This window comes from Sphaerisporangium sp. NPDC088356, assembly GCF_040685555.1.
Taxonomy (GTDB): domain Bacteria; phylum Actinomycetota; class Actinomycetes; order Streptosporangiales; family Streptosporangiaceae; genus Sphaerisporangium.
Map to the genome: position 1 here is coordinate 56,463 of NZ_JBFBIK010000021.1, position 23,820 is coordinate 80,282.

At 69.6% G+C, this 23,820-nt stretch carries 24 protein-coding genes; 13 read left to right on the forward strand and 11 right to left on the reverse strand.

Annotated elements, in window-relative coordinates; genetic code table 11:
• Window positions 1-89 precede the first annotated feature (89 nt).
• From AB0O34_RS11085 to AB0O34_RS11095, 3 genes are all read left to right on the forward strand, one after another.
• The gene (locus tag AB0O34_RS11085; RefSeq protein ID WP_363915070.1) at window positions 90-386 is read left to right on the forward strand and encodes a DUF4244 domain-containing protein; all 297 of its coding nucleotides are present in this window, start codon (window positions 90-92) and stop codon (window positions 384-386) included.
• A gap of 432 nt (window positions 387-818) precedes the next feature.
• The gene (locus tag AB0O34_RS11090) at window positions 819-1,343 is read left to right on the forward strand and encodes a TadE family type IV pilus minor pilin (protein ID WP_363915072.1); all 525 of its coding nucleotides are present in this window, start codon (window positions 819-821) and stop codon (window positions 1,341-1,343) included.
• Between the two features lie 231 nt (window positions 1,344-1,574).
• Window positions 1,575-1,964 carry an Rv3654c family TadE-like protein gene (locus tag AB0O34_RS11095; RefSeq protein WP_363915074.1) on the forward strand — a complete coding sequence of 130 codons (390 nt, stop codon included), beginning with the start codon at window positions 1,575-1,577 and terminating at the stop codon, window positions 1,962-1,964.
• A 110-nt stretch (window positions 1,965-2,074) separates the two neighbouring features.
• On the opposite strand, the gene AB0O34_RS11100 is transcribed toward AB0O34_RS11095, so the two are convergent.
• Window positions 2,075-4,504, reverse strand: coding sequence for a DEAD/DEAH box helicase (locus AB0O34_RS11100; RefSeq protein WP_363915076.1), 2,430 nt, complete (start codon window positions 4,502-4,504; stop codon window positions 2,075-2,077).
• A 47-nt stretch (window positions 4,505-4,551) separates the two neighbouring features.
• Between AB0O34_RS11100 and AB0O34_RS11105 the strand changes: the two genes are divergently transcribed.
• The 4 genes from AB0O34_RS11105 to AB0O34_RS11120 all read left to right on the forward strand — a co-directional run bounded on the left by AB0O34_RS11105 (window position 4,552) and on the right by AB0O34_RS11120 (window position 9,045).
• A complete protein-coding gene (locus tag AB0O34_RS11105) occupies window positions 4,552-4,902 on the forward strand; it encodes an STAS domain-containing protein (RefSeq protein WP_114029683.1) in 351 nt (116 codons plus the stop codon).
• Window positions 4,903-4,904: 2 nt separating this feature from the next.
• Entirely contained in the window at window positions 4,905-5,375 is a 471-nt protein-coding gene (locus tag AB0O34_RS11110; RefSeq protein WP_363915078.1) for an ATP-binding protein, read from the forward strand.
• 763 nt (window positions 5,376-6,138) lie between these two features.
• Window positions 6,139-8,475, forward strand: a complete 2,337-nt coding sequence (locus AB0O34_RS11115) for a sodium-translocating pyrophosphatase (RefSeq protein ID WP_363915080.1) — start codon at window positions 6,139-6,141, stop codon at window positions 8,473-8,475.
• An 81-nt stretch (window positions 8,476-8,556) separates the two neighbouring features.
• On the forward strand, window positions 8,557-9,045 hold the full coding sequence (locus AB0O34_RS11120) for a histidine phosphatase family protein (protein WP_363915082.1): 489 nt from the start codon (window positions 8,557-8,559) through the stop codon (window positions 9,043-9,045).
• 3 nt (window positions 9,046-9,048) lie between these two features.
• Here the strand turns inward: AB0O34_RS11120 and serB are convergent, their stop codons facing one another.
• The 6 genes from serB to AB0O34_RS11150 form a co-directional block, all read right to left on the reverse strand.
• Window positions 9,049-10,287: a phosphoserine phosphatase SerB gene (gene serB / locus AB0O34_RS11125; protein WP_363915084.1), complete on the reverse strand. Its 1,239-nt coding sequence runs from the start codon at window positions 10,285-10,287 to the stop codon at window positions 9,049-9,051.
• 334 nt (window positions 10,288-10,621) lie between these two features.
• On the reverse strand, window positions 10,622-11,194 hold the full coding sequence (locus AB0O34_RS11130) for a hypothetical protein (protein WP_363915086.1): 573 nt from the start codon (window positions 11,192-11,194) through the stop codon (window positions 10,622-10,624).
• Window positions 11,195-11,491: 297 nt separating this feature from the next.
• On the reverse strand, window positions 11,492-11,761 hold the full coding sequence (locus tag AB0O34_RS11135; RefSeq protein WP_363915088.1) for a hypothetical protein: 270 nt from the start codon (window positions 11,759-11,761) through the stop codon (window positions 11,492-11,494).
• A 57-nt stretch (window positions 11,762-11,818) separates the two neighbouring features.
• Window positions 11,819-12,055 carry a hypothetical protein gene (locus tag AB0O34_RS11140; RefSeq protein WP_363915090.1) on the reverse strand — a complete coding sequence of 79 codons (237 nt, stop codon included), beginning with the start codon at window positions 12,053-12,055 and terminating at the stop codon, window positions 11,819-11,821.
• 75 nt (window positions 12,056-12,130) lie between these two features.
• Window positions 12,131-13,141 carry an S-adenosylmethionine:tRNA ribosyltransferase-isomerase gene (locus AB0O34_RS11145; protein ID WP_363915092.1) on the reverse strand — a complete coding sequence of 337 codons (1,011 nt, stop codon included), beginning with the start codon at window positions 13,139-13,141 and terminating at the stop codon, window positions 12,131-12,133.
• A complete protein-coding gene (locus AB0O34_RS11150) occupies window positions 13,138-13,818 on the reverse strand; it encodes an SDR family oxidoreductase (RefSeq protein ID WP_363915094.1) in 681 nt (226 codons plus the stop codon). The genes AB0O34_RS11145 and AB0O34_RS11150 overlap by 4 nt, the downstream gene beginning before the upstream one ends.
• Before the next feature lie 136 nt (window positions 13,819-13,954).
• On the opposite strand from AB0O34_RS11150, the gene AB0O34_RS11155 reads away from it, so the two are divergent.
• Both AB0O34_RS11155 and AB0O34_RS11160 read left to right on the forward strand, forming a co-directional pair.
• Complete coding sequence (locus AB0O34_RS11155; RefSeq protein WP_363915096.1) at window positions 13,955-15,100, forward strand: GAF domain-containing sensor histidine kinase; 1,146 nt, start codon at window positions 13,955-13,957, stop codon at window positions 15,098-15,100.
• Window positions 15,097-15,735 (forward strand): response regulator transcription factor, encoded by a 639-nt coding sequence (locus AB0O34_RS11160; RefSeq protein WP_363915098.1) that lies wholly within the window; start codon window positions 15,097-15,099, stop codon window positions 15,733-15,735. The genes AB0O34_RS11155 and AB0O34_RS11160 overlap by 4 nt, the downstream gene beginning before the upstream one ends.
• Here the strand turns inward: AB0O34_RS11160 and AB0O34_RS11165 are convergent.
• Window positions 15,717-16,379 (reverse strand): hypothetical protein, encoded by a 663-nt coding sequence (locus AB0O34_RS11165; protein WP_363915100.1) that lies wholly within the window; start codon window positions 16,377-16,379, stop codon window positions 15,717-15,719. The two genes, AB0O34_RS11160 and AB0O34_RS11165, sit on opposite strands and share 19 nt — an antisense overlap.
• Before the next feature lie 266 nt (window positions 16,380-16,645).
• On the opposite strand from AB0O34_RS11165, the gene AB0O34_RS11170 reads away from it, so the two are divergent.
• The 4 genes from AB0O34_RS11170 (at window position 16,646) to AB0O34_RS11185 (ending at window position 19,646) form a co-directional block, all read left to right on the forward strand.
• Complete coding sequence (locus AB0O34_RS11170) at window positions 16,646-17,440, forward strand: ABC transporter ATP-binding protein (RefSeq protein ID WP_363915102.1); 795 nt, start codon at window positions 16,646-16,648, stop codon at window positions 17,438-17,440.
• A gap of 133 nt (window positions 17,441-17,573) precedes the next feature.
• Window positions 17,574-18,494 (forward strand): SPFH domain-containing protein, encoded by a 921-nt coding sequence (locus tag AB0O34_RS11175; protein ID WP_363915104.1) that lies wholly within the window; start codon window positions 17,574-17,576, stop codon window positions 18,492-18,494.
• A gap of 138 nt (window positions 18,495-18,632) precedes the next feature.
• The gene (locus tag AB0O34_RS11180; RefSeq protein ID WP_363915118.1) at window positions 18,633-19,388 is read left to right on the forward strand and encodes a sulfite exporter TauE/SafE family protein; all 756 of its coding nucleotides are present in this window, start codon (window positions 18,633-18,635) and stop codon (window positions 19,386-19,388) included.
• 12 nt (window positions 19,389-19,400) lie between these two features.
• Complete coding sequence (locus tag AB0O34_RS11185) at window positions 19,401-19,646, forward strand: hypothetical protein (protein WP_363915106.1); 246 nt, start codon at window positions 19,401-19,403, stop codon at window positions 19,644-19,646.
• A gap of 9 nt (window positions 19,647-19,655) precedes the next feature.
• On the opposite strand, the gene AB0O34_RS11190 is transcribed toward AB0O34_RS11185, so the two are convergent.
• From AB0O34_RS11190 to AB0O34_RS11200, 3 genes are all read right to left on the reverse strand, one after another.
• Window positions 19,656-20,528 (reverse strand): Rieske (2Fe-2S) protein, encoded by an 873-nt coding sequence (locus AB0O34_RS11190; RefSeq protein ID WP_363915108.1) that lies wholly within the window; start codon window positions 20,526-20,528, stop codon window positions 19,656-19,658.
• 123 nt (window positions 20,529-20,651) lie between these two features.
• Window positions 20,652-21,263: an HD domain-containing protein gene (locus AB0O34_RS11195; protein WP_363915110.1), complete on the reverse strand. Its 612-nt coding sequence runs from the start codon at window positions 21,261-21,263 to the stop codon at window positions 20,652-20,654.
• Between the two features lie 60 nt (window positions 21,264-21,323).
• Window positions 21,324-23,504 (reverse strand): molybdopterin-dependent oxidoreductase, encoded by a 2,181-nt coding sequence (locus tag AB0O34_RS11200; protein WP_363915112.1) that lies wholly within the window; start codon window positions 23,502-23,504, stop codon window positions 21,324-21,326.
• Window positions 23,505-23,820: the final 316 nt, after the last annotated feature.

Here is a 23,820-nt window from a genome sequence, read left to right on the forward strand (position 1 = left end):
CGCACCTCGTTTGAGCCACGCTGATCTCACCTGTTGGGGCCGGTGCGGGTCATCCACACGGCCGCGATGACGACTCAAGGGGAGGTCCGATGCGCAGGTGGATCCGTGAGTGCGGTCGGCGCACGCTGGGAGCGGCGCTGATCAGGAAGGGCCTTGTGGTCGAGCAGCATCTGCGAAAGCGGCTGGCCACTGTCCGCGCTTCGGCACGCAAGCTCGCCATGGTGGCGCGCACGCGATCGGAGGCGGGCATGTCCACCGCCGAGTACGCGGTGGGCACCATCGCCGCCTGCGCGTTCGCGGGCCTGCTGTTCAAGATCGTGAGCAGTCCGGAGGTGCGCAAGATGCTGTCCGACATCATCAGCCGAGCTTTGAAACTCGCCGGATGAAAGCAGGCTCCCAAGCCGTGAAACGAGCCACGGCCGGCGACCAAGCGGCGTGAGGACGCCTTCTCCGGCTTGATCGCGTAAGAGCCGGTGTCTCAAGCCCGCAGCGTCCATGAACGACACGATGGGGGTCGGGCTCGCCATGCGAAGGAGCAGAGTCTCAAGCCGACCAGAGGCCAGGTCTCATGCCCGCTGGTATCGGCTTGAGACTCCATGCCTGCTGCGTTGCGCGCAGAGCCTCATGCCCGCTGGTGGGGTGGAGTCGTTCGGCGGCGGTTCAGGAGTGTCTGTTCTGCCGCCGTTCGGCCCATCTACTGCCCCGTTCTGTGGGCCTCGCCATATAGCTCTGGCCATTGGCGGAACCGAAGGTTCGACTTCGGCTTGGTTGCGCGAGCCGAGGTCATGCGGGAGGGCTTATTCAGGAGGAGGTACATCATGATCTATTCGAGCTCCCGTCCACGCACCTCGGCCGGTAAGGCGCGTCTATCCGGTCATCGGAGCCTCGCAGCATGGCGAGCAGTGCCCGTGTCGGCCAGGCGGCGCGGTCTCGTGCGCGCCGATGGGGGTTCCGTCACGGCGGAGATGGCGGTGGCGCTTCCGTCGCTGGTACTGGTGCTGGGAGCGGCTCTGTGGGCGATCGCGGCGGTGACGGCTCAGCTGGAGTGTGTCGACGCCGCCCGGGCGGGGGCCAGGGCAGCCGCGAGAGGGGAGTCACTCGAAGCGGTCAGGCAGGCGGCCGATCGGGCCGCACCGGCCGGTGCCACCGTCTCGGTGACCCGCGATTCCGAGTTGAGCCGGGTGACGATCTCGACCTCGGTCCGGCCGAGTTGGTTGATCGCGGTGCCGGCGGTCCCGGTGGGAGCCTCTGCGAGTTCCGCGACCGAACTGGGAGCGGACGCCCCGCTCTCAGGAGACGCCCCGGCTCACTCGTCACCGGGAGGACCCTCGGATGGATCGTAATCACCGCATGACCGGCTTAAGTGTGATGAATCCCGCAGTAAGCGTCATGAGCGCCCTGGGCGTCTTGATCGCTTTCATCGGTCTCACCGTCCTGACCGCGAGATTGTCCCGACTGCTGTGAATACCGCAGATCCACATGGCTCCCATGACCCGGGTGATTCCAGAGACTCGGGCTGTTCGGGGTCTGGCGGGTCTTTCGGTGTGCCAGGGAGAGCTGGCGGGTCTTTCGGTGTGCCAGGGAGAGAAGGAGGGTGGTCACGCCTTGGAGTCCGTGGAGGGGAGGCTGGGGAGCGGGGGGCGGCTGCGGTGTGGGTGCTTGCGTTTATGGTGCTGATCTGGTTTCTGGCGGCAACCCTGTTGTGGGTCGGGTCGGCCCGAATAGCGCGACATCGCGCCCAGTCGGCCGCTGATCTCAGTGCTCTGGCGGCCGCGGTCCAAGCGCTTGCCGCTCCCGAGAGGGCCTGTCGCCGCGCTCGGGACCTGGCTGAGGAGAACCACGCCTCGATCACGCGCTGTGTAATTCGAGCCGGAGTCGTGGACGTGCGAGTCGTGGTCCGCCTGGTTCTTCCTGGGCTGGGCGAACGCTCTGCTGTTGCCGAGTCCCGGGCGGGCCCTCGGTGACCACGATCACTAGAGCCGGCATCGCGGGAAAGGGAATCTTGACGGACAAGTCCGTCGTGTGCCGGTCGGGTGGGACGGTCGTGTGCTGGTCGGGTGGGACGGAGGCGTGGTCAGGGGGTGGGGAGGAGGGTGTCCAGGAGGTGGAGGGCGCCTTGTTTGTCCAGGGGTTCGTTGCCGTTGCCGCATTTGGGGGACTGGATGCAGGAGGGGCAGCCGCGTTCGCACTCGCATGAGGCGATGGCCTCGCGCGTGGCGGTGAGCCAGTCGAGGGCGCGTGCGTAGCCGCGTTCGGCGAACCCGGCCCCGCCTTCGTGCCCGTCGTACACGAAGACCGTGAGAAGACCGGTGTCGAGGTGCGACTCCGTGGAGACGCCGCCGATGTCCCAGCGGTCGCAGGTGGCGAACAGCGGGAGCAGGCCGATCGAGGCGTGTTCGGCCGCGTGGGCCGCGCCACCGAGGTCCAGGCCCTGGGCGACGAGGGGGGCCACGGCGTCGTCGGGCAGCGTCCACCACACGGCCCGCGTGCGCAGGGTGCGTGGCGGTAGGTCGAGGGGCTCGTCGCCGAGGATCTCCCCGGTCTGGACGCGGCGCTTCAGGAAGGAGACGACCTGCCGGGTCACCTCCACGGTGCCGAAGTGCAGCTCGCCCGGCCCGAAGGGGTGCGACCGCAGGGATTCCAGCACCGAGATCTCGGTCACGTCCCTGGCGAAGGTGGAGTAGTCGGGTTCGGCGGCCGAGACCAAGGCGACGCCGGCGTCCAGATCCAACAGTTCCACCAGATAGGTGTCCCCCATGTGGAGATGAACGGCGCCGGTGTGCACGGCGGTGTGGGCGGAGGACTCGTCGACGGTGCCGAGCAGCCGTCCTGTAGAGGACTCCACGACCTGTACGGGCGCTCCGCCCGAGCCCCTGATGTCGGCCAGGTTCGCGGCACGCTCCCGGCGGGTCCAGAACCATCCCTGCGGGCGCCGCCGCAGCATGCCCCGCCGTACGAGGTCGTCGAGCACCTCTTCGGACGAGGGGCCGAACACGGCCAGGTCGGCCTCGCTCAGGGGGATCTCGGCCGCGGCCGCGCACAGGTGAGGCCCGAGGACGTAGGGATTGTCCGGGTCGAGCACGATCGCCTCGACCGGCTGCCCGAAAAGCGCCTCGGGATGGTGGACGAGGTAGGTGTCCAGGGGGTCGTCACGGGCGATCAGCACCGCCAGGGCGTCCTGGCCGTCGCGACCGGCGCGCCCGGCCTGCTGCCACAGGGAGGCCCGCGTGCCCGGCCATCCGGCGATGAGCACGGCGTCCAGCCCCGAGACGTCGATGCCGAGCTCCAGCGCGTTGGTGGTCGCCAGCCCCATGATCGAGCCTGATCGCAGCGCCTTCTCCAGCACGCGCCTGTCCTCGGCGAGGTACCCGGCCCGGTAGGCGGCCACCCGGCCAGGAAGCTCGGGTGAGATCTCCTCAAGATTGCCCCGGGCGATCAGCGAGACCGTCTCGGCGGCACGGCGCGAGCGGACGAAGGCGAGGGTCCGCACGTCGTCGATCACCAGATCGGACAGCAGGTCGGCGGTCTCGGCCGTCACCGTGCGCCTGACCGGGGCGCCGCCCTCGCCCCGCAGGTCCGTCAGGGGCGGCTCCCACAGTGCGAACGTGGTCGAACCCCGGGGAGAGGCGTCCGTGGTCACCTCGGCCATCTCAAGGCCCGTCAGGCGCATCGCCGCAGCCGCGGGGTCGCTCACGGTAGCCGAGACGAGGATGAACACCGGATCAGAGCCGTACTTGGCGCAGATCCGGCGCATGCGGCGCACGATCTGGGCCACGTGTGAGCCGAAGACGCCGCGGTACCCGTGGCACTCGTCCACGACCACCACCTTCAGCCGCCGCCAGAAGGACGACCACGACGAGTGGTGGGGCAGCATCGACCGGTGGAGCATGTCGGGGTTGGTCAACACGTAGTTGGCGTGCCGGCGCACCCACTGGCGCTCCTCGGGCGGGGTGTCCCCGTCGTAGGTCGCGGCCCGCAACTGCGCCAGCTTCAGGTCTCTCAACGACCGCAACTGGTCGGCGGCGAGCGCCTTGGTCGGCGTGAGGTAGAGGACGGAACCCCCGGAGAGTATCTCCGAAACGGCCGGCACCAGGTAGGCGAGTGATTTTCCCGAAGCCGTGCCTGTGGCAATGATCACGTTTTGGCCACGATGAACCAGCTCGGCGGCGGTCACCTGATGCTCCCAGAGCCCGTCGACGCCTTGATTTCGCAGACGGCTTACAAGAAGCTCGTCGACCCAGCCGGGCCAGCGTGCTTCACCCGCCTGACGTGCGGGAACGTGCTCTACATGGGTGACACGCTCCCGGCGCGCGGGTGCCGCGAGCAGGCGTGAGAGTATCGGGCCTGCTCGCCGTGAGGGTGAGGTAGTCGGAGTCACTGGTTTCCAGTTTGGCATCTTGGGGGAGAGTCGCCCGGAGTCGTGATTTCGTATAGACACGAAGGCGGGGCGTGGTTGAATGCCGCGCGTCAGGGTATTGCGCGCTGGGACTTGGGGTCCCAGCATGTCAGACCCCTCGTCGTGGACTCAGCAGGCAAGGCGCTGGAGGATCTGTGGATCTGAAGTTGGACCACCACACTGAAGACCGACTCACCATCGTGGAAGTCGAGGGTGAGATCGACGTCTATACCGCGCCGAGGCTGCGTGAGCTGCTGATCGACCTGGTCAACAAGGGTAACTTCCACCTCCTCGTGAACATGGAGAAGGTGGACTTCCTGGATTCCACAGGACTTGGCGTCCTGGTCGGCGGGCTCAAGCGCGTTCGTGCGCACGACGGCTCCCTGGAGCTCGTCTGTACACAGGAGCGCATCCTGAAGATCTTCCGGATCACCGGTCTCACCAAGGTCTTCGGGATTTACGCCTCGGTCGAAGAGGCCAAGGAAGCTCACGGCCGAGACAAGTAGTCATGGCCACCGTTGAGCTGACGTTCAGCGCACTTCCGGCTCACGTGCGCACGGCGCGGCTGGTCGCTACGGCCATCGCCCGCCGCACTGGGGTCGCCGAGGAGTTGCTGGACGAAGTACGGCTCGCTGTAGGTGAGGCATGCTCGCGGGCAGTGGAGGCACATCGCGTTCACTGCCCCGGCGAGCCGATCCGCATAGAGCTGTGCGACGAGTCGGGACGCTTCGAGGTCACGGTCACCGACTCGGCACCGAGTGACGACCTGGAACAGGCGTATATGGAGGAGGATGGGGCGCCAACGCCCGTCAACGGCACCGCGTTGGCCAGCCTGCTCCCCGCCGACACGCTGATGTCCGGGTTCGGCATCGCCGTCATCGCCGCGCTGGCGGATGACGTCGAGGTGTATCCGAGTGCGAAAGGGTTGCGGATCAGGATGAGCTGGCCCGCGGCCACCACCGGCTTCGCCACCGCTTGAAGCGGCTTCCAGGAGACCGCTTGTGGCGGCCTCTTGGGCACCCGCTTGGAGCGCCCGCTTGCAAGCGATCACCCGCAGTGGCCCCGGTGAAGGGCTGCCCAGGGTGACCGCCTGAAGCGGCCGGATGCCCGCCCGACCAGCTCGGACTACTCCCGAGCCAGGTCGGGTGCCTTCCCTGCGGCAGCGGGTATCTCCCCGATCCCACCTGCGCGCTGGTGTCATGCCCAGCCGACCAGTGGTGATCTCGTCGTACGGCCGCGTGCTGGGAAGTTCCCCCGCGTACACCGGCCACCAGCGGACAAGGCCGCCCTCGGACGGGCGGAGCCGTCCGCCGTGCCGGCCCCCTGAGTGTCAACGCAGGTGAAGACCCCTATTCCCCATCTCCGATGGAGTTGCGGTGCCGGGTTCCGGCATGTCCGCAGGTCTATAGGTCCTAATAATTTGGCAATAAAGGACTGTCCGTAATACGGACGTCGTCGCGCCCTGGGCGGGGAAAACCGCGTTGTTACTGGGCAAAGCCGCGCGGCTTACTGGACGAGCCCCTAATTGGCTGGCTGAAGAGGCTTCATATCTAGCGCGTGCCTGCGTAGACTCCCGGCACCGGCCAAGGTTTTGTCCCCGCAGATCGACGTCGCCCTGCGGGAAGGTCTGCGGACGTTACCGGAAGCGGCACTGCCAATCCAGCTCGGATGCGCGCCGCCCCCTCGACTGACTTCGCAGCGCGGTCCGCGCGTGGACCTACCCGTCTGGCCGAGGAGGACGGATGTCTAGGCTCTATCTCGCCGCTGACGACGCCGCAGCGGTATCCCTTAGTGGTTCCCATCTCACGATCGTGATCGTGGTGGCCGCGGTGGCGCTGCTCGCGCTCGCCGTCGCCGGTGGTCTCGTAAGAGAGGTGCTCGCTGCCGGTCAAGGCACCGAGCGAATGCAGAACATCTCGCGAGCTGTACAGGAAGGCGCCGCCGCGTATCTCACGCGGCAGTTCCGGACACTTGCCATCTTTGTAGTGATCATCCCGTTCCTGCTCTTCCTGCTTCCCGCGGAGACGACCGGCGTGGCCATCGGCCGCTCGGTATTCTTCGTGGTCGGCGCGGTGTTCTCCGCGCTGACCGGCTTCATGGGCATGTGGCTGGCCGTGCGCGGGAACGTCCGCGTCGCCGCCGCCGCCCGTGACGCGGGCGAGAAGGTCGCGATGCGCATCGCCTTCCGCACCGGTGGTGTGGCCGGCATGTTCACCGTCGGGCTCGGCCTGCTGGGCGCCGCGATCGTGGTGTTCGTCTACAAGGGCGACGCCCCGAGCGTGCTTGAGGGCTTCGGCTTCGGCGCGGCGCTGCTCGCGATGTTCATGCGAGTGGGTGGCGGCATCTTCACCAAGGCCGCGGACGTGGGCGCCGACCTGGTCGGCAAGGTCGAGCAGGGCATCCCCGAGGACGACCCGCGCAACGCCGCCACCATCGCCGACAACGTGGGCGACAACGTCGGCGACTGCGCAGGCATGGCGGCCGACCTGTTCGAGTCCTACGCGGTCATGCTGGTCGCGAGCCTCATCCTCGGCAAGGCCGCCTTCGGCACCGAGGGCCTGGTGTTCCCGCTGATCGTTCCCATGATCGGTGTGCTCACCGCGATCATCGGCATCTTCGCCACCGCTCCCCGGAGCGGCGACCGCAACGGCATGGCGGCCATCAACCGCGGCTTCTTCATCTCGGCGGCCATCTCGGCCGTCCTGGTCGCGGTCGCGGCGTTCGCCTACCTGCCGAGCTCCTTCTCGCAGCTCACCGACGTCAGCAGCAGCATCGCCGGGCTCAACTCCGACCCGCGGCTGATCGCGATCGGCGCCGTGCTGATCGGCCTGATCCTCGCGAGCGCCATCCAGGTGCTCACCGGGTACTTCACCGAGACCAACCGCCGCCCGGTGAGGGACATCGGCGAGAGCTCGCTGACCGGTCCGGCCACCGTCATCCTGTCCGGCATCGCCGTCGGCCTGGAGTCGGCCGTCTACTCCGCGCTGCTCATCGGTGGCGCGGTGTACGGGGCGTTCCTGCTCGGCTTCGGCAACGTGACCGTGGCGCTGTTCGCGGTGGCCCTGGCCGGCACCGGCCTGCTCACCACCGTCGGCGTGATCGTGTCCATGGACACCTTCGGCCCGGTCTCCGACAACGCCCAGGGCATCGCCGAGATGTCCGGCGACGTCGAGGGCGAGGGTGCCCGCATCCTCACCTCCCTCGACGCGGTGGGCAACACCACCAAGGCGATCACCAAGGGCATCGCGATCGCGACGGCCGTGCTCGCGGCGACCGCGCTGTTCGGCTCGTTCCGTACGGCGGTCGAGCTCGAACTGGCCAAGGCGAGCGCCGGGGTCAAGGAGGCGCTGGGCTCGTTCAGCTCGTTCAGCCTCAGCGTCGACTCGCCCAACGTGCTCGTCGGCCTGATCATCGGCGCCGCGGTGGTGTTCCTGTTCTCCGGGCTCGCCATCAGCGCCGTGGGCCGTGCGGCCGGGCGGGTCGTGTTCGAGGTGCGCGAGCAGTTCCGCACCAAGCCGGGCATCATGGCCGGCACCGAGCTGCCCGACTACGGCCGTGTGGTCGACATCTGCACCCGTGACTCGCTGCGCGAGCTGGCCACGCCCGGCCTGCTCGCCGTCATGACGCCGATCGCGGTCGGCTTCGCCCTCGGGTACGCGCCGCTCGGCGCCTACCTCGCGGGCGCGATCGCCTGCGGCACGCTGATGGCGGTGTTCCTGGCCAACTCCGGTGGCGCCTGGGACAACGCCAAGAAGCTCGTCGAGGACGGCCACCACGGAGGCAAGGGTTCGCCCGCGCACGAGGCGACGATCATCGGTGACACCGTCGGCGACCCGTTCAAGGACACCGCCGGTCCTGCGATCAACCCGCTGATCAAGGTCATGAACCTCGTGGCCCTGCTGATCGCCCCGGCCGTCGTGACGTACGCCGAGAACGCGGTGCTGCGCATCGGCGTCACGGTGGTCGCTGTCGCGATCGTGGTCGGTGCGATCGTCGTCTCCAAGCGGCGCTCGAACAGCATCGCCCCGGCCAACGGCGACGAGAGCGAGAAGGTCGAGACCGAGAAGGTGTCGAGCTGACGTAACGCGGCCTTTCCAAGTACGTATGGCTACCGCCCGATGGGGCGGTAGCCGTACGCGTGTAATGGGATAGTTGGGGGAGTGAACACGCTCATCGTCCTGAGACATGCCAAGGCCGCGCACGTGCCCGGGCTCGCCGACAGGGAACGTCCCCTGACCGATCGCGGCGAGCGCGACGCCGGACGGGCCGGGGAGACCTTGCGACAAATGGGCATGTCACCCGATCTGGTGCTGTGCTCGCCGTCCACGCGCACCAGGCGGACCGCCGAGCTGGTCCTGGCCGGTCTCGCCCCGGAGGCGCCGCTCCACCTGGAGAGCGAGATCTACGAGGCGTATCCGGACGAGCTGCTGGAGCTCATCGGGCGCACCGACGACGAGGTGTCGACGCTCCTGGTGGTCGGGCACAACCCCGCTGTGCACGAGCTGGTCCTGAACCTCACCCTCTCGCACGACGACGAGGGCTTCCCGCCCGGTGCCTTCGCCGTGCTGGAGACGGGCGCCTGGACGGATCTCGGCCCCGGCGACGGGCGCCTGGTGAGCCGCTGGAACCCCAAGGACCCGCCGGCCTGAGGGTCACTCAGGTGGCAGGGCGGGGTTCTGCGGCGGCAGGCCGTCCTCGGCGTCCGCGGCCTCGACCTCGTCGCGCGAGATGCCGAGCAGGTACAAGATCGCGTCCAGGTAGGGCACGTTCACGGCCGCGTCGGCGGCCTGGCGCAGCACCGGCTTGGCGTTGAAGGCGATGCCCAGCCCCGCGGCGGCGATCATGTCGAGGTCGTTGGCGCCGTCGCCGATCGCCACGGTCTGGCTGATGGGGATGCCCGCCTGCTGGGCGAACCGCTCCAGGGCGCGTGCCTTGCCGGGACGGTCGACGATCTCCCCCACCACGCGGCCGGTGAGCTTGCCGTCGACCACCTCAAGGGTGTTGGCGGCGGAGTAGTCGATGCCGAGCTCGGAGACCAGCGAGTCGGTGATCTGGGTGAAGCCGCCGCTGACGATGGCGAAGCGGTAGTCGAGCCGCTTCAGGGTGCGCACCAGGGTGCGGGCGCCCGGGGTCAGCACGACCTCCTTGCGGACGAGATCGAAGACGCTCTCGGGCAGCCCTTCGAGCAGCGCCACCCGCTCGCGCAGCGAGGCCGCGAAGTCGAGCTCGCCGCGCATGGCCGATGTGGTGATCTTCTCCACCTCGTCCATGCAGCCCGCGTGGCGGGCCAGCAGCTCGATCACCTCGGCCTGGATGAGCGTGGAGTCGACGTCCATCACGATCAGCCGCTTGGCCCTGCGGTGCAGGCCGGAGCGCTGCACCGCGACGTCGACCTGCTGCAGCACGGCCTCGGCGGTCAGCTCGGCGCGCAGGGCGGTGGAGTCGGCACCGGAGATCGCCAGCTCTATGCAGGTGACCGGCAGGTGCGCCAGCCGCTCGATGCGATCGATGTTGGCCCCCGCCGCGGCGATGCGGCCCGCGATGCCGGCCATGGCGGCCGGTTGCAGGGGGTTGCCGAGGACGGTCACGTGGAGGCGCCCGCGGCGGCGCTTCTCCTTCAGGTCGGTGCCGGTGGTCAGCTCGACCTCCATGCCGAGGTCCTCCGCGACGCGCTCCACGGCGGCCCACATGGCGCCGAGCGTGCCGCCGGTGCCGGTCGGCGGCCCGCCGGCGTACGCGACGAGAACGCCGAGGATCAGCCGCCCGCGGATGACGACCTGCTCGACATCGGCGACGTTGACGGGAAAGGAGGCCAGCACGGTGAACAACCTGGAGGTCACTCCAGGCCGGTCGGGGCCGGTCAGCGTGATCAAAAGCGTGCGCTGCTTCATCGCGGACAACGCTACCGACCGCTCAGAGTGAGCGTGCAAGCGGTTCACCATACGGACGGCCGATGGCCATCTGCCCATGTCGGGATCCGCCGGGGCATGGTCGAGGTGGGGCGTACGTGCGTGCACCCCGATCATCGCGGTGGCGCGGTGGCCGGGCTGATGTGGGCGGGGATCGCCCGCTAGATGGTCAGCGAGGGCTACACCTGGCTCGGGGGATGCTGCTCGATCCCCCTGGACGACGGCGGGGCGACGGCCGCGGGCGTGCTCGACGGGGTTCGCCGCGCCCACGAAGAAGGCCGCCCGCGCGTCGGCGGGCGGCCCGGAAGTCGTACGGCTAGCCGACGATTGTGGTCTTCACCTTCTTGGTGAAGTACCAGCCCTTGATGCCCATCCTCTTCAGCTCATCCCTGCTGAGGTCCTCGGCACCGGTCGGCCAGTCCCAGGTGTTCACGCCCAGGTCGGCCTTCACGGTGCCCTTGACGCTCTTCTTGAGCTTGAACTCGATGGTCAGCCAGCTGTCCTCGCCCTTCTCCAGGACGTGGGGAGGCCAGCACCAGAAGCCGTCAGGGAAGAAGTCGCACTTGGTGCCCTTGGGGCCGTCGTAGTAGATGGTGCCGCGGATGCCCTTGGGCAGGATGCCGCCGAGGTAGTAGTCGTCCGCCTCCCAGGGACCCTTGTTGAGGCCCTTGATCCGGTAGGTGATCGTGCCGCCGCGCTTGACCTTCTTGGTCGCGGTCACCTTGACCGAGAAGGTGGAGTACGGGTCGTCGGCGGCCCTGACCGTGGTGGTCTTGGCGGTGGCGCTGGTGGCCGGGGCGGCGGAGGCGGGGGCGGCACCGAACAGCAGAGCGCCCGCGAGCGGGACGGTGACGACCGTCGTCGCGATTTTGCCAAGGGGGTGGCGCATGCACGTCTCCCAGGAGGGTGAGGGAACAGGGGGCGGGAACTCGTGGTTCCCGGGCAGGGAACACGGACTTCTCCGGGGTACGTGATCGCGGACCGGAAAGTCCATGAGTAAACCGCAGCGTTTCTATCATGATCCACTGCACGATGACCACTTAATTAGCCTTTATCCAGACATTGTTGCTCAAATGCTCGCAAAAGCGCCTTGATGAGTTATCTGGCTGGCGTGACAACGACAGAGCGGCCACCGCACACGCGGTGGCCGCTCCGAAAGGGCCGACGCCCGTGAGAAAGGCGTCGGTCAGCGGAGGATCTTGGTCTTGAACGTGCGGTAGTTGAGCTGGCTCTGGAGGTCGAGCTTGTCCAACTCCTCCTCGTTGGTGACGTCGACGCCCTCGGGGACGTCCACGGAGAAGTGGGCGAACTGGGCGGCGGCCGTTCCCTTGGTGCTCTTCTTCAGCCACACCCGGACCTTGAGGGTGGTCGAGCGGTTCGGCTTGAGCGTGTCGAAGACGCAGAACAGGTCGCGGCCCGAGATTCCGCAGTAGGTCGAGGAGGCCTTTCCGACCACGCGCGCCTTGCTGGCGCCCTTGGGAAGCCTGCCGAAGACGCCGGCGAGGTCGGTCGGCTATTCGCCCTTGTTCGTGCTCTTCAGCGAATACGTGATGACGCCCCCACGTCGTACGTACTTGTTCCAGACGACGCGGGTGTAAAGCGGTGACTGCGGGGCGGCGACCGCCTGAGTGGCGCTCGCGGGGGCGGCCGTGACGACAGTGGTGTCCGCCATGGCGGGGACGGCGAGCGAGGCGCCCGCCAGGGACCCGGCGAGGGTGAGTGCGGCAAGTGCGGAGAGGTGCCGACGCATGGGTGATCTCCCGTAGAAGTGGCTCGAATCGACGTGATCCAGCATCGAACTATCGACTTGGAACGTCCTTGTGCATCACTTTATGCGGAATTGATCTGATGTGATCATGTGGAGGTCACCGAATTCATGCCACAAATACCCTTCGCGCAACGCCGCCTCGTACGATCGGGAGAGAAGCTCCTCGCCCGCGATGGCCGACAGCATCATGAGATGGCTCGAACGCGGCTCGTGCAGGCCGGTGATCAGCCCGTCCACCGCGTGAACGCCCCCGGCCGGGGTGACGATGTGCGAGGTCCATCCCTCGGCCGCGCGCACCTCCCCAGTGCCGAGCGCCGCGGTCTCCAGCGCCCGCACGACCGTCGTGCCGACGGCGATGACCCGGCCCTCGGCCTGGTTGACCAGCCGCGCCGTCTGCGGTGACACCGCGAAGCGCTCGGGGTAGGGCGGCTCGTCCTTCTCCGGCGAGGCGACGCCGGTGTGCAGGGTGATGGGGGCGACCACGATGCCCCGGCTGACCAGCGCGGTGACCAGCTCGTGGCTGAACGGCCGACCGGCGCTCGGCATCTCGGCGCTGCCCGGCCGCACGCCGAAGACGGTCTGGTAGGCCGACAGCGGCCAGTCGCGGTCCACGTAGGAGTACCGGATGGGCAGCCCGTACTCCCGCAGGTAGCTCGGGACATCCCGGTCGACGACCGCCCGCCACAGTCTGGGCGTCTCGCGCCCCAGCAGGCGAAGTGTGGCGCCTCCCGGGAGCGGCAGCCACTCCCCGGGCTCGCCTCCCGCGTACGGCTCGGTGGCGCCCGCTGAGCGGCGTCGCAGCTCCACCAGCCACGAGCCGTCCTCGCGCTCGGTCGAGAAGTGCACGGCGAGCCGGTCCAGCGGCACCGCCGCGGGCAGGGTGGCCGAGTCGTTGACCACGAGAACGTCACCAGGACGGAGTAGGTCGGGCAGGTCGGTGAAGGTGTGGTGGGTGACCGAGCCGGAGTCCGTGCCGGTCACCATGAGGCGCACGGCGTCGCGCGCCAGCCCGCGAGCCTCCGGCGGCTCGTGCGCCTCGCGGATCCTCGGGAGGTCGAAGGCGATCATCGGGTCACCCGGCCGCTCGCGGGGCGCCTCTTGACCAGGTCGGCCAGGAACGCGGCCACGGTCTCCGGGTCGGCCGCGCTCGCCGCGTCCTGCTCGCCGATCGCGTCCGCCAGCATGCGCGTGCGCATCTCGCCGGGGTCCACCCACCAGACGGCGATGCCGGGCTCCTCGACCGCGAGCACGTGGGAGAGCTGGTCGAGCGCCGCCTTCGTCAGGCCGTAGCCGCCCCAGCCCTCGTACGCCTCCACCGCCGCGTCGGACGAGATGTTGATCACGGCGCCCCCGCGCTCGCGCAGCCCGCGAAGCGTCGCCTGGATCAGTGCGAGGGGCCCGATCACGTTGGTCGCGAGGGCGCCGGAGAGCGCGTCCAGGGGGTAGGCCGCCAGCGGGGGCAGCGGTACGGCTCCGAGCGAGCCGGCGTTGTTGACCAGCAGGTCGAGGCCGCCGAGCTCGTGTACGGCCCGTGCCAGGCGCTCGCGGTGCGCCGGATCGGCGACGTCGCCGGCCAGTGCCGTCGCGCCGGTCTCCCGCGCCGCCTCCTCCAGGTCGGCGGCGCCGCGCGCGGTGATGACCAGCCGCCAGCCGCCGGCGGCGAGGGCGCGGGCCAGGGCGAGTCCGAGACCGCGGGATGCCCCGGTGACCAGGGCCGTGGGCCGCGTGTCCGTCGTTGTTCGCATGTCTTCTGCCATGGTCACGACGCTAGGAGCGGGGCGCCCGGCGGACATCGGGCCTCAGACCGCTCCTGACCGCGCCCATGGACCTAGGACCATCGGCCGAGCCGCCCCTGCTGCCCGTCGCGCCTACAGTGTGGTCGTGACGACCGAACCGGCCATCGAGCGTGACATCGATCGTGACGCGGTGCTGCACGCGGTGAGCTCCGCGGTGCTCGCCGTCACCCGGCACCTGTCGGTCCGCGAGGTGCTCCAGGTGATCGTGCGCTCGGCGCGCACGCTGCTCGGCGCCCGCTACGCCGCGCTCGGGGTGCCCGACGACGACGGCTCGTTCGCGGAGTTCGTCGCGGAGGGCGTCAGCGACAAGCAGTGGGATGCCATCGGCCCGCTCCCTCGCCAGCACGGCATGCTGGCCGCGATGCTCCAGGAGGCGGCGCCCGTGCGCCTGCCGGACATCCGCGAGGACCCGCGCTTCGAGTGGTGGCCGGCCGCGCACCCGGTGCTCAAGGACTTCATCGGGGTGCCCATCCGCGACGCCGACGAGGTCCTCGGCATCATCTTCCTGTCCAACAAGCGTGCCCCGGGCGGCTTCACGCGGGCGGACGAGGATCTGCTCACCCTCTTCGCGGCGCACGCGGCGATCGCGCTGACCAACGCCCGGCTGTACGAGCGGGGCCGCGAGCTGACGATCGTCGAAGAGCGCAACCGCATGGCGCGCGAGCTGCACGACGCCGTGACCCAGAAGCTGTTCTCGCTGCGGCTCACGGCCCAGGCGGCGGCCTCGCTGGTCACCTCCGACCCACAGCGCGCCATGACCGAGATCGAACGCGTCCAGCGGCTGGCGGGAGAGGCGCTGGCCGAGCTCAGGGCCGTGATCGTCGAGCTGCGCCCGGCCGAGCTCGACCGCCACGGGCTGGCCGAGACGCTGCGCAAGCACACCGCCCTGCTCGACCGCCTGTATCCCGTCACGCTCACCTTCACCTCCACCCCGTCCTTCGAGCTGGACCCCGCGACGGAGGTGGCCGTGCTGCGCGTGGCCCAGGAGGCCCTCCACAACGCGCTCAGGCACGCGAACGCGTCGTCCATAGAGGTGTGCCTCCATACCGAGGGATCGCGGCTCACGCTGGAGGTAAGGGACGACGGGGACGGTTTCGAGGTCGAGACGCCGTCCACCCGGGGCCTCGGGCTCCTGTCGATGAGCGATCGGGCGGAGGCGGCCGGCGGCTCGCTGCTCGTCTCGTCGGAGCCAGGCGCGGGGACGACCGTCCGGCTGGAGGTGGCCGCGTGATCCGCGTCCTCATCGCCGACGACCACCCCGTCGTGCGCCAGGGACTGCGCACCTTCCTCGACCTGCAGGACGACCTTGCGATCGTGGGCGAGGCGGCGGACGGCGCCGAGGCCGTCTCCCTGGTGGAGTCACTGGCACCGGACGTTCTGCTGCTCGACCTCAAGATGCCGGTGCTGGACGGCCTGGGCGCCCTGCGCGAGCTGTCCGAGCGCGGCCCGCGCGTACGGGTGATCGTGCTGACCTCGGTGAGCGACAAGGGCGACGTGGCCCCCGCCATGCGGTCGGGGGCGTCGGGCTTCCTCTACAAGGACGTGGACCCGGCCGCGCTCGTGCAGGCCATCAGATCGGTGCACGGCGGCCAGGTGCTGCTGGCGCCCGAAGCGGCCGACGCCATGCTGACCGGTGCGGACGCGCCCGCCGGGCACGCGCCCATCGCCATGCTGACCGAGCGGGAGCGCCAGGTGCTCGCGCTGATCGCCTCAGGCCGGTCGAACCGCGAGATCGCCAGGGAGCTCGTCGTCGCGGAGAAGACCGTCAAGACGCACGTGTCGAACGTGCTGATGAAGCTCGGAGTCCAGGATCGCACCCAGGCGGCCCTGTACGCCGTGCGTCACGGCTACGTGCCACGCGGATGAGCGTTGTCCGGCCGCGACCGGGAGCCGCTTGGAGGGGTCCTCAGCGACTCGGACGAGTGGCGGGCCTCGATGATCGCGTGGTGGGCGGCCACGCGGGCGCGCCGCACCGCGCGGTCGAGGTCGCGCAGGGCCTCGTTGCGCACGGCGATCTGGCCCGAGGTGAGCCCGCGCTCGTCGGCGACGCGCAGCACCGAGGCGAGCCGCGCCGTGAGGGCGGCCACCCTGTGGGCGCGGGCGGGGTATCCCGGGGCGAGGCCGTCGTCGGTGGTCTTGATGGAGGGCTGGCCCCTGGCCGGGCCCTCGACCGAGAGCAGCGCGTCGGTGGCCGAGAGCATGGCCGTGGTCAGCGCGTGCTCCGCGTCGGTGAGACCGGGCACGTCCGGCGTGGCGCTGCCCGCCTCCATCACGGTCCAGCGGACTCCGGAGTAGGACGACCCACGACGGTCGGGGGAGGGGACCAGGCCCAGCGACCTGCCGGGGAGCACGGCCGTCGCCGCCTGCCCGGCGTCCACGGCGGCCATGTTGAAGGGGGGAGGGCCGGTCAGGCCGAGCGGATCGCCCGCGGCGGGAAGGGCCAGGCGCAGGGCACTCATGCCCTCGACGCGCAGGTCGGCGAGGAATCCGCGCAGGGGGGTGTCGGTCACCTCACTCGAGACGACCTGTGGTCCCGCCGCGCGCTCCAGCCGGTCGACAGCCTCGTCAAGGCCGACATGTCCGGCAAGCCAAGCGTTGCCCCATGCGACCAAGGTGGCGGAGATCGGTGAATCGGGGTGCACCGAACCACGATATGCGCTGATGCTGCAATAGGTTTGGTCCGGAGGGACACTGGGCGGGGCGACTCGCCCGGTGGCGCCGGGTTGATCCGGATGAACCGGGTTGATCCGGATGAACATGTCAGGAGGTATTCGGGATGGGTGGTCAGGTGCTTCGGCTCCAGGACGTCGCCGTCCGCAGAGATGGCGCGGCGCTGCTGCGGGGCATCGACTGGACCGTCGAGGAGGACGAGCGCTGGGTCGTGATCGGCCCCAACGGCGCGGGGAAGACGACGCTGCTGCAGGTCACGGCGGCTCTTCTGTATCCCAGCGAGGGCTCGGTCGAGATCCTCGGCGAGCGGCTCGGCCAGACGGACGTCTTCGACCTGCGACCTCGCATCGGTCTCGCCAGCTCCGCGCTGGCCGAGAAGGTGCCGCCGGAGGAGAAGGTCATCGACCTCGTGCTGACCGCGTCGTACGCCATCCTCGGCCGCTGGAACGAGGAGTACGACTCGGGCGACGTCACGCGTGCGGTGGAGCTCATCGACCAGCTCGGTTGCGCCCATCTGATCAGGCGGAAGTTCGGCACGCTGTCGGAGGGCGAGCGGAAGCGCGTGCAGATCGCTCGGGCGCTCATGCCCGACCCCGAGCTGCTGCTGCTCGATGAGCCCGCGGCCGGGCTCGACCTCGGCGGCCGTGAGGATCTCGTACGCCGCCTGTCCGCGCTCGCCTACGACGCCAAGGCCCCGACCATGGTGCTGGTCACCCACCACGTGGAGGAGGTGCCTAGCGGCTTCACGCACGTGCTGCTGCTCCGCCACGGGTCCGTGGTGGCCCAGGGCCCGATCGAGTACGTCATGACCGCCGACAACCTCTCACGCACCTTCGGGGTGCCCCTGAGCCTGGAGCGCAGCGCCGACGGCCGGTGGTACGCCCGCGCCCTTCCGGGGTGATCGTGGAAATCGGCGGCGCGGGCGGGTGATTTTCGATTCCAGCGATTCACCCGCGTGGTTATCGAACAAGTAAAGGCCAAACCAAATATCATTCCGGCCGGGGCTCATCGGATTCGTCGGGTCGGAGTGGCTCATGACACAGCTTGTCGTCGCCATGATCGTGGTGGCCATCGCGGGGTTCGCTTTATATCGCACCATTCGCATCGTTCCGCAGGCGCAGTCGTACATCATCGAGCGGCTCGGGCGTTACCACCGCACGCTCACTCCGGGCCTCAACATCGTCGTGCCTTTCATCGACCGGGTGAAGACCACGGTCGACCTGCGAGAACAGGTCGTCTCCTTTCCCCCGCAGCCGGTGATCACCTCCGACAACCTCGTGGTGTCGATCGACACGGTGATCTATTTCCAGGTGACCGACCCCAAGGCCGCGACGTACGAGATCGCCAACTTCCTCACCGGCGTCGAGCAGCTGACGGTCACCACCCTGCGCAACGTCGTCGGCGGCATGGATCTCGAGCGGGCGCTGACCTCCCGCGAGGAGATCAACACCGAGCTTCGCGGTGTGCTCGACGAGGCCACCGGCAGGTGGGGCATCCGGGTCAACCGCGTCGAGCTGAAGGCCATCGACCCGCCGGCCTCCATCCAGGACTCGATGGAGAAGCAGATGCGGGCCGACCGCGACAAGCGCGCCTCCATCCTGTCGGCCGAGGGGCAGAAGCAGTCGGCGATCCTCACGGCGGAGGGCGAGCGGCAGGCCGCCGTTCTCAGGGCGCGCGGTGAGGCGGAGGCCGCCGTGCTCCGCGCCCAAGCCGACGCGGAGGCGCAGGCCATGCGGGCCAAGGGCCAGGCGGACGCCATCGCGATGGTCTTCCGTGCCATCCACGAGGGAAACCCCGACCAGCAGCTTCTCGCCTACCAGTACCTCCAGACGCTTCCCGAGATCGCCAAGGGCGACGCCAACAAGCTCTGGATCGTGCCTTCCGAGATGGGCAAGGCCCTGGAGGGCCTGGGCGGTCTGTTCTCCCAGCCCAAGGAGGGTCCGCCCGCCCGGTGAGCACGGGTCCCGCCCCCACGCGCGGCGAGGCCGTACTCTTGACAGGCTTTCCCCAGCCGTTCGTTCGGTGAGACCCCTCCTGCCGACTGGGTACGAGTGCCGCCTACCATCGGGCGAAGCCGTACGAAAGGTGGCATGTTGACACCGTGGGAGGTGGTCGCGGTCCTCGTGGCCGGGTTCGCGGCCGGGGGCATCAACGCCGTCGTCGGATCAGGTTCGCTGATCACGTTTCCGACGCTGCTCGCGCTGGGGTACCCGCCGATCGTCGCGAACGTGTCCAACAACGTGGGGCTCGTGGCGGGCAACGTGACCGGCGCGCTGGGCTACAGAAGCGAGCTCAAGGGCCAGCGTGAGCGGTTGTCGCGGCTCGGCGTGGGCTCGGCGCTCGGCGCGCTGGCCGGGGGCCTGCTGCTGCTCTCCCTGCCCGCCAAGGCCTTCCAGGTGATCGTCCCCATCCTCATCGCGCTCGCCTGCGTGCTGGTCGTCGCGCAGCCCCGGCTCAACGCCTGGCTGTCCAAGCGGCGGGACAGCCCCCATCCGCACGGTGGGCCGTGGCTGTGGCTGGGCGTGTTCGGCGCCGGGGTCTACGGCGGCTACTTCGGCGCCGCGCAGGGTGTGGTGCTGATCGGGCTGCTCGGCATCTTCCTCGACGACCACCTGCAGCGGATCAACGCGGCGAAGAACGTGCTGTCGCTGGTGGTCAACGCCACGGCGGCTGTCCTGTTCACGCTGATCGCTCCCGTGGACTGGTGGGTCGTGCTTCTTGTCTCGCTGGGATCCCTGGTCGGCGGGTTCGTCGGCGCCCGCGTAGGCCGCAGGCTGCCGGCCCTGGTGCTGCGCGTCCTGATCGTGTGCGTGGGGATCGTCGCGATTGTCAAACTGGTGTACGGCTAACGACTCCCACAAGTGGGTATTTATCTGGATATGAAGGGTGACCGGGTCGAGATCGTCATAGACGCGGGCGATGCTCCGCGTACGTACGAGGTCGTGGCGACGAAGGCCGGGCGGCGGGTCGACGTGGCCACCCGGAGAGGCCTCGTGGAGGTCAGCGAGGTGACCAGGAGCGGTACGGCCGTGCGGACCGCCCGCTTCATGGCGAGCCGCATCCTGGCCCTCGTCGAGTACCCGGCCGCCGACCGTGAGGACGAGTGAGCCGTCGGGTCAGGCCTGTCGCGGGCGGACCTGGACGATGCCGTCGCCCCGGACGTTGACCTCGAAGGAAGGCTGCGGCGCGGTGGCCGGGCCGTGGACCACGGCGCCGTCATCCAGGCGGAACGTGCTGCCGTGCCACGGGCAGACCACGCAGGCCTCGTCGTTCTCCAGCTTCAGCCGCCCCTGGTGCAGTGGGCCGGCGAGGTGCGAGCAGCGGTCGGCCAGGACCTTCACCTGGGCCCCGTGGCGCAGGACGAAGAGGTTGATGTAGCCCAGGCGGCGCGAGACCGGACGCCCGTCGGGTAGGTCCCACAACCGGCACAGGTCGTGCCAGCCGAGCGGCACGAGGTGCGTCGTCGGCTCGGCGTGGGTCGGCCCGGCCGCCATGCGGTAGGCCAGGTGCCCGCCCAGGTAGCCGCCCACCCCGGCCGCGCCGAGACCGGCGAACGCGAGCGCGCGTCCCGCCTGGTGCCTCCCGGACAGCCGCAGCACGAGCGACCCCGAGTACAGCCCGAGCGCCGTGAGGTTGACCAGCGCGTGGACGAATCCCACCCGCTGCTGCTCCAGGTGGAGGACCGACCAGTCGGTGATCCCCGCGGCGGCGGCCGGGATGGCGCCGGCGATGCCCGTGGCGAGCACGGCCCGCGACGCCCGGGGATCCACGTCGATGAGGTCCAGCACCGCCGTCGCCGTCCAGCAGCCCAGGCTTATGGTCGCCAGCGGAGGGTGCAGCGGATGCCCGGTGGGCACGCCGTGCAGCAGGTCTCTGAGCGCGCTCCCGGACGGGAGCTTGCGCCGGATGAGCTTCGCCACCGGCACGACCACGCGGTCGAGCGCCCTGATGTGCTCAAGGCGATCGGTGAGGCCCACCGGAAGTGACATGCCCAGGGACTCCCTGAGCGTGCGGCGTCGCGAGTTGACGGCCTTCGAAGTTTCCTCCACTTTCGCCCCCTCTCGCCCTAGGGGACCTACCCCCCAGAACCGAAGAGAACACCGCGAAGGCGACTACGCGCGGCCCCGCGCCAGATGGCCGCGGGCCACCGACAGCTCGACAATCTCGGTGGCGTAGTCGCCGAGGGCCGCTGAGCCCTCCCGGATGATCTCGACTTTCTCCATCACCTGATCGACGGTGACCCCGTGGCGCACCCAACTTCCGCCCTCGTTCTGATGATTGGCGATCATCGGGGCCAGCCGGTCGAGAGCCTTGGCGAACCTCGCCTCGGGGGTCTTCCGCTCCTCGAACTCCTCCCACAGTGCACGCAGTGCGGTGGTCTGGTCTTCTGGCAGCAGGCCGAAGATGCGGTCGGCCGCGGCGCGCTCGGCCTTCTCCTGCAACTCGACCGCCGCGAGGTCGTAGATGAAGGTGTCGCCCGCGTCGATCTCGACGATGTCGTGCACGAGCAGCATGGCCGAGACACGGTCGAGGTCGGTGCCGGGTGGCGCGTGCTCGCCGAGGACCATGGCCAGCATGCCGAGGTACCACGAGTGCTCGGCGTCGTTCTCCCTGCGGGAGCCGTCCATCAGGGTGTTGCGGCGGAGCACGCGCTTCAACTTGTCGATTTCCACGGCGAAACCGACCTGGGCCAGCAGACGTTCCTTATCGGGCACGGTGGTCACGGGCCACAGCCTATTACCGGAAGCGCCCGGATTTGCCCAGGCCCGCGCCTTGACCTCGGATCAGGCGGGTGAGAGCGTCACCGGCACCCCGTTGAACACCGCGTTTCCGGACAGCGGATCGACGATCGACTCGTCCGTCAGTGTGTTGGCGCTCACCCCCGCGTTCTTGGCGGCGACGAGCTGCGAGGTGCCCGCGTGGCCCCATCCGTGGGGGAGGCTCACCACCCCTCGCATGATCGTGTCCGTCGGTTCGAGCCGTACGGTGAGCTCGCCGGCCGCCGACCGTACGACGGCCCGCTCGCCCAGCCCGAGCTCGGCGGCGTCCTCGGGGTTGATCTGGAGCGTGCAGCGGTTGGTGCCGCCCACCAGCGGGGCGACGTTGTGCATCCAGCTGTTGTTGGAGCGCAGGTGCCGCCGCCCGATGAGGAGGAAGCCGCCGGTCTCCCTCGCCAGCGCCTCCCGGAGCCGTCCGACGTCGGCCACGATCGGCTCGGGGGCCAGCTCGACGGTCCCGGAGGCCGTGCTGAGGATGCCGGGGAGGCGGGGGCGCAGGGGGCCGAGGTCGATGCCGTGCGGGCTCTCCAGCAGCCGCGCCAGGGACAGGTCCCGGCCGTCCTCCCCGCCCCAGCCGCCGTACGGGCCGAGGTGCAGCATCGCGTCGAGACGCAGCTCGGCCCCGCTGGAGCCGGTGAGCAGGGCTCGCAGCTCCGCCGGGTCGCGGCCTTCCACGGGTGACCCCGGCGTGTCGGCGGCCTTGCGGAGCAACTGGTCGAGGATCAGCTCGTCCAGGGCCGAGGGATCGGCACTCGCGCCCTGCCCCGAGGCGATCATGGCCAGCCGCGCGAGGATGACCGCTTCGGTGGGCCTTCCCGGCTCCAGGGGGAGCACGGGCGGCGAGTACCGGGTGTAGTCGCGCACGGCCAGGCCGAGGAGCGCGAAGTCGTAGTGCCCCGCCTGCATCACGCGAGGTGGGGGAAGGATCACGTGGGCGTGCCGCGTCGTCTCGTTCAGGTAGGGGTCGACGCTGACCATGAAGTCCAGGCCGGCGAGGGCGCGCTCCAGCCGCGAGCCGTTCGGCGCCGACAGCACCGGGTTGCCCGCGACCGTGATCAGCGCCCTGATCTGCCCGTCGCCTGGCGTCTCGATCTCGTCGGCCAGCGTCGCCACCGGCAGCTCGCCGTTGGCCTCGGGCAGGTGGCGCACGCGGCTGTGCCAGCGCCCGATGGTGTACGGCTTGCGCCGCCGCGGGCCCTCGGTGGCAGGACGGGGGAACATGGCGCCCCCGGGCCGGTCGAGGTTGCCGGTCAGCACGTTCACCACGTCGACCAGCCACTGCGCGATCGTGCCGAACTCCACCGTGCACGTGCCGATGCGGCCGTAGACGGCGGCCGTGGGGGCGGCGGCCAGCTCGCGCGCCAGCCGTACGATCAGCTCGGCGGGCACCCCGCACGCGGTCGCGCAGGCCTCGGGGGTGAACTCGGCGACGGCCGCCTCGACCTCTTCGAGCCCGCTCACCGGCACGCGGACGTTGGTGAGCTTCTCGGCGAAGAGCGTGTGGGCGATGCCCATCAGCAGGTAGGCGTCGGTTCCCGGGCGGATGAAGACGTGCTCGTCGGCCAGCGCGGCGGTGCGCGTGCGGCGCGGGTCGACGACGACCAGGCGCCCGCCGCGCTTGCGGAGCGACTTGAGGCGTCCGGGGAAGTCGGGCGCGGTGCAGAGCGAGCCGTTGGACTCCAGCGGGTTGGCGCCGAGCATGAGCAGGTAGTCGGTGCGATTGAGGTCAGGCACCGGGATCGTGAGCGGGTGGCCGAACATGAGGCCCGCCGACACGTGCTTGGGCATCTGGTCGGCGGTGCTGGCGGAGTAGACCTGCCGGGTGCCCAGGCTGCGGATCAGCGGAGCCCCGTACAGGGCCCCCGCCATCGTGTGCGCGCTGGGGTTGCCCAGATAGACGCCGCGGGCGGGGCCCGGAACGGCGGCGAGGCCGCGCTCGACCGCCTCGAAGGCCTCCTCCCAGCTCGCCTCGCGCCACTCGCCGCCCTCGCGGATCAGCGGCCTGCTCAGGCGGTCGGGGTCCTCGTCGAGCCGGCCGAGGCTCGCGCCCTTCGGGCAGATGAACCCCTTGCTGAAGGGGTCGGCGGCGTCCCCTCGCACATCCACCACACGGTCGTCGTCGTCGAGTTTGATCGTGAGGCCGCAGACAGCTTCACAGAGCGGGCACGTTCGGTGCGCCGTACGCATGGTCTGCCTCCTGAGTTCGAGGGACGAACCCATCTTTACCGCGCACGACAGTCACATGGAAGAACCCGGGGCCTGCCGGCGAACCGCTGCGACGTCTGTGGAGGACTGTGGACCATAAACCCTGAGAATTCCGGACCGGCTTGGTACGGTGGTGCCGCGATCAGAGACGCCCTTCGATGGTTCTCGGATTCTGTGTTCTCAACCCCCCGCCGGGTCGCGAGGTGGCAGCCTTCGGCCCGGCCTCTCCCGGCGTCTTCCTGCCGGAAACCGCCCCAAGACGGCGAAAGGCCCGCCGGTACGAACCCGTACCGGCGGG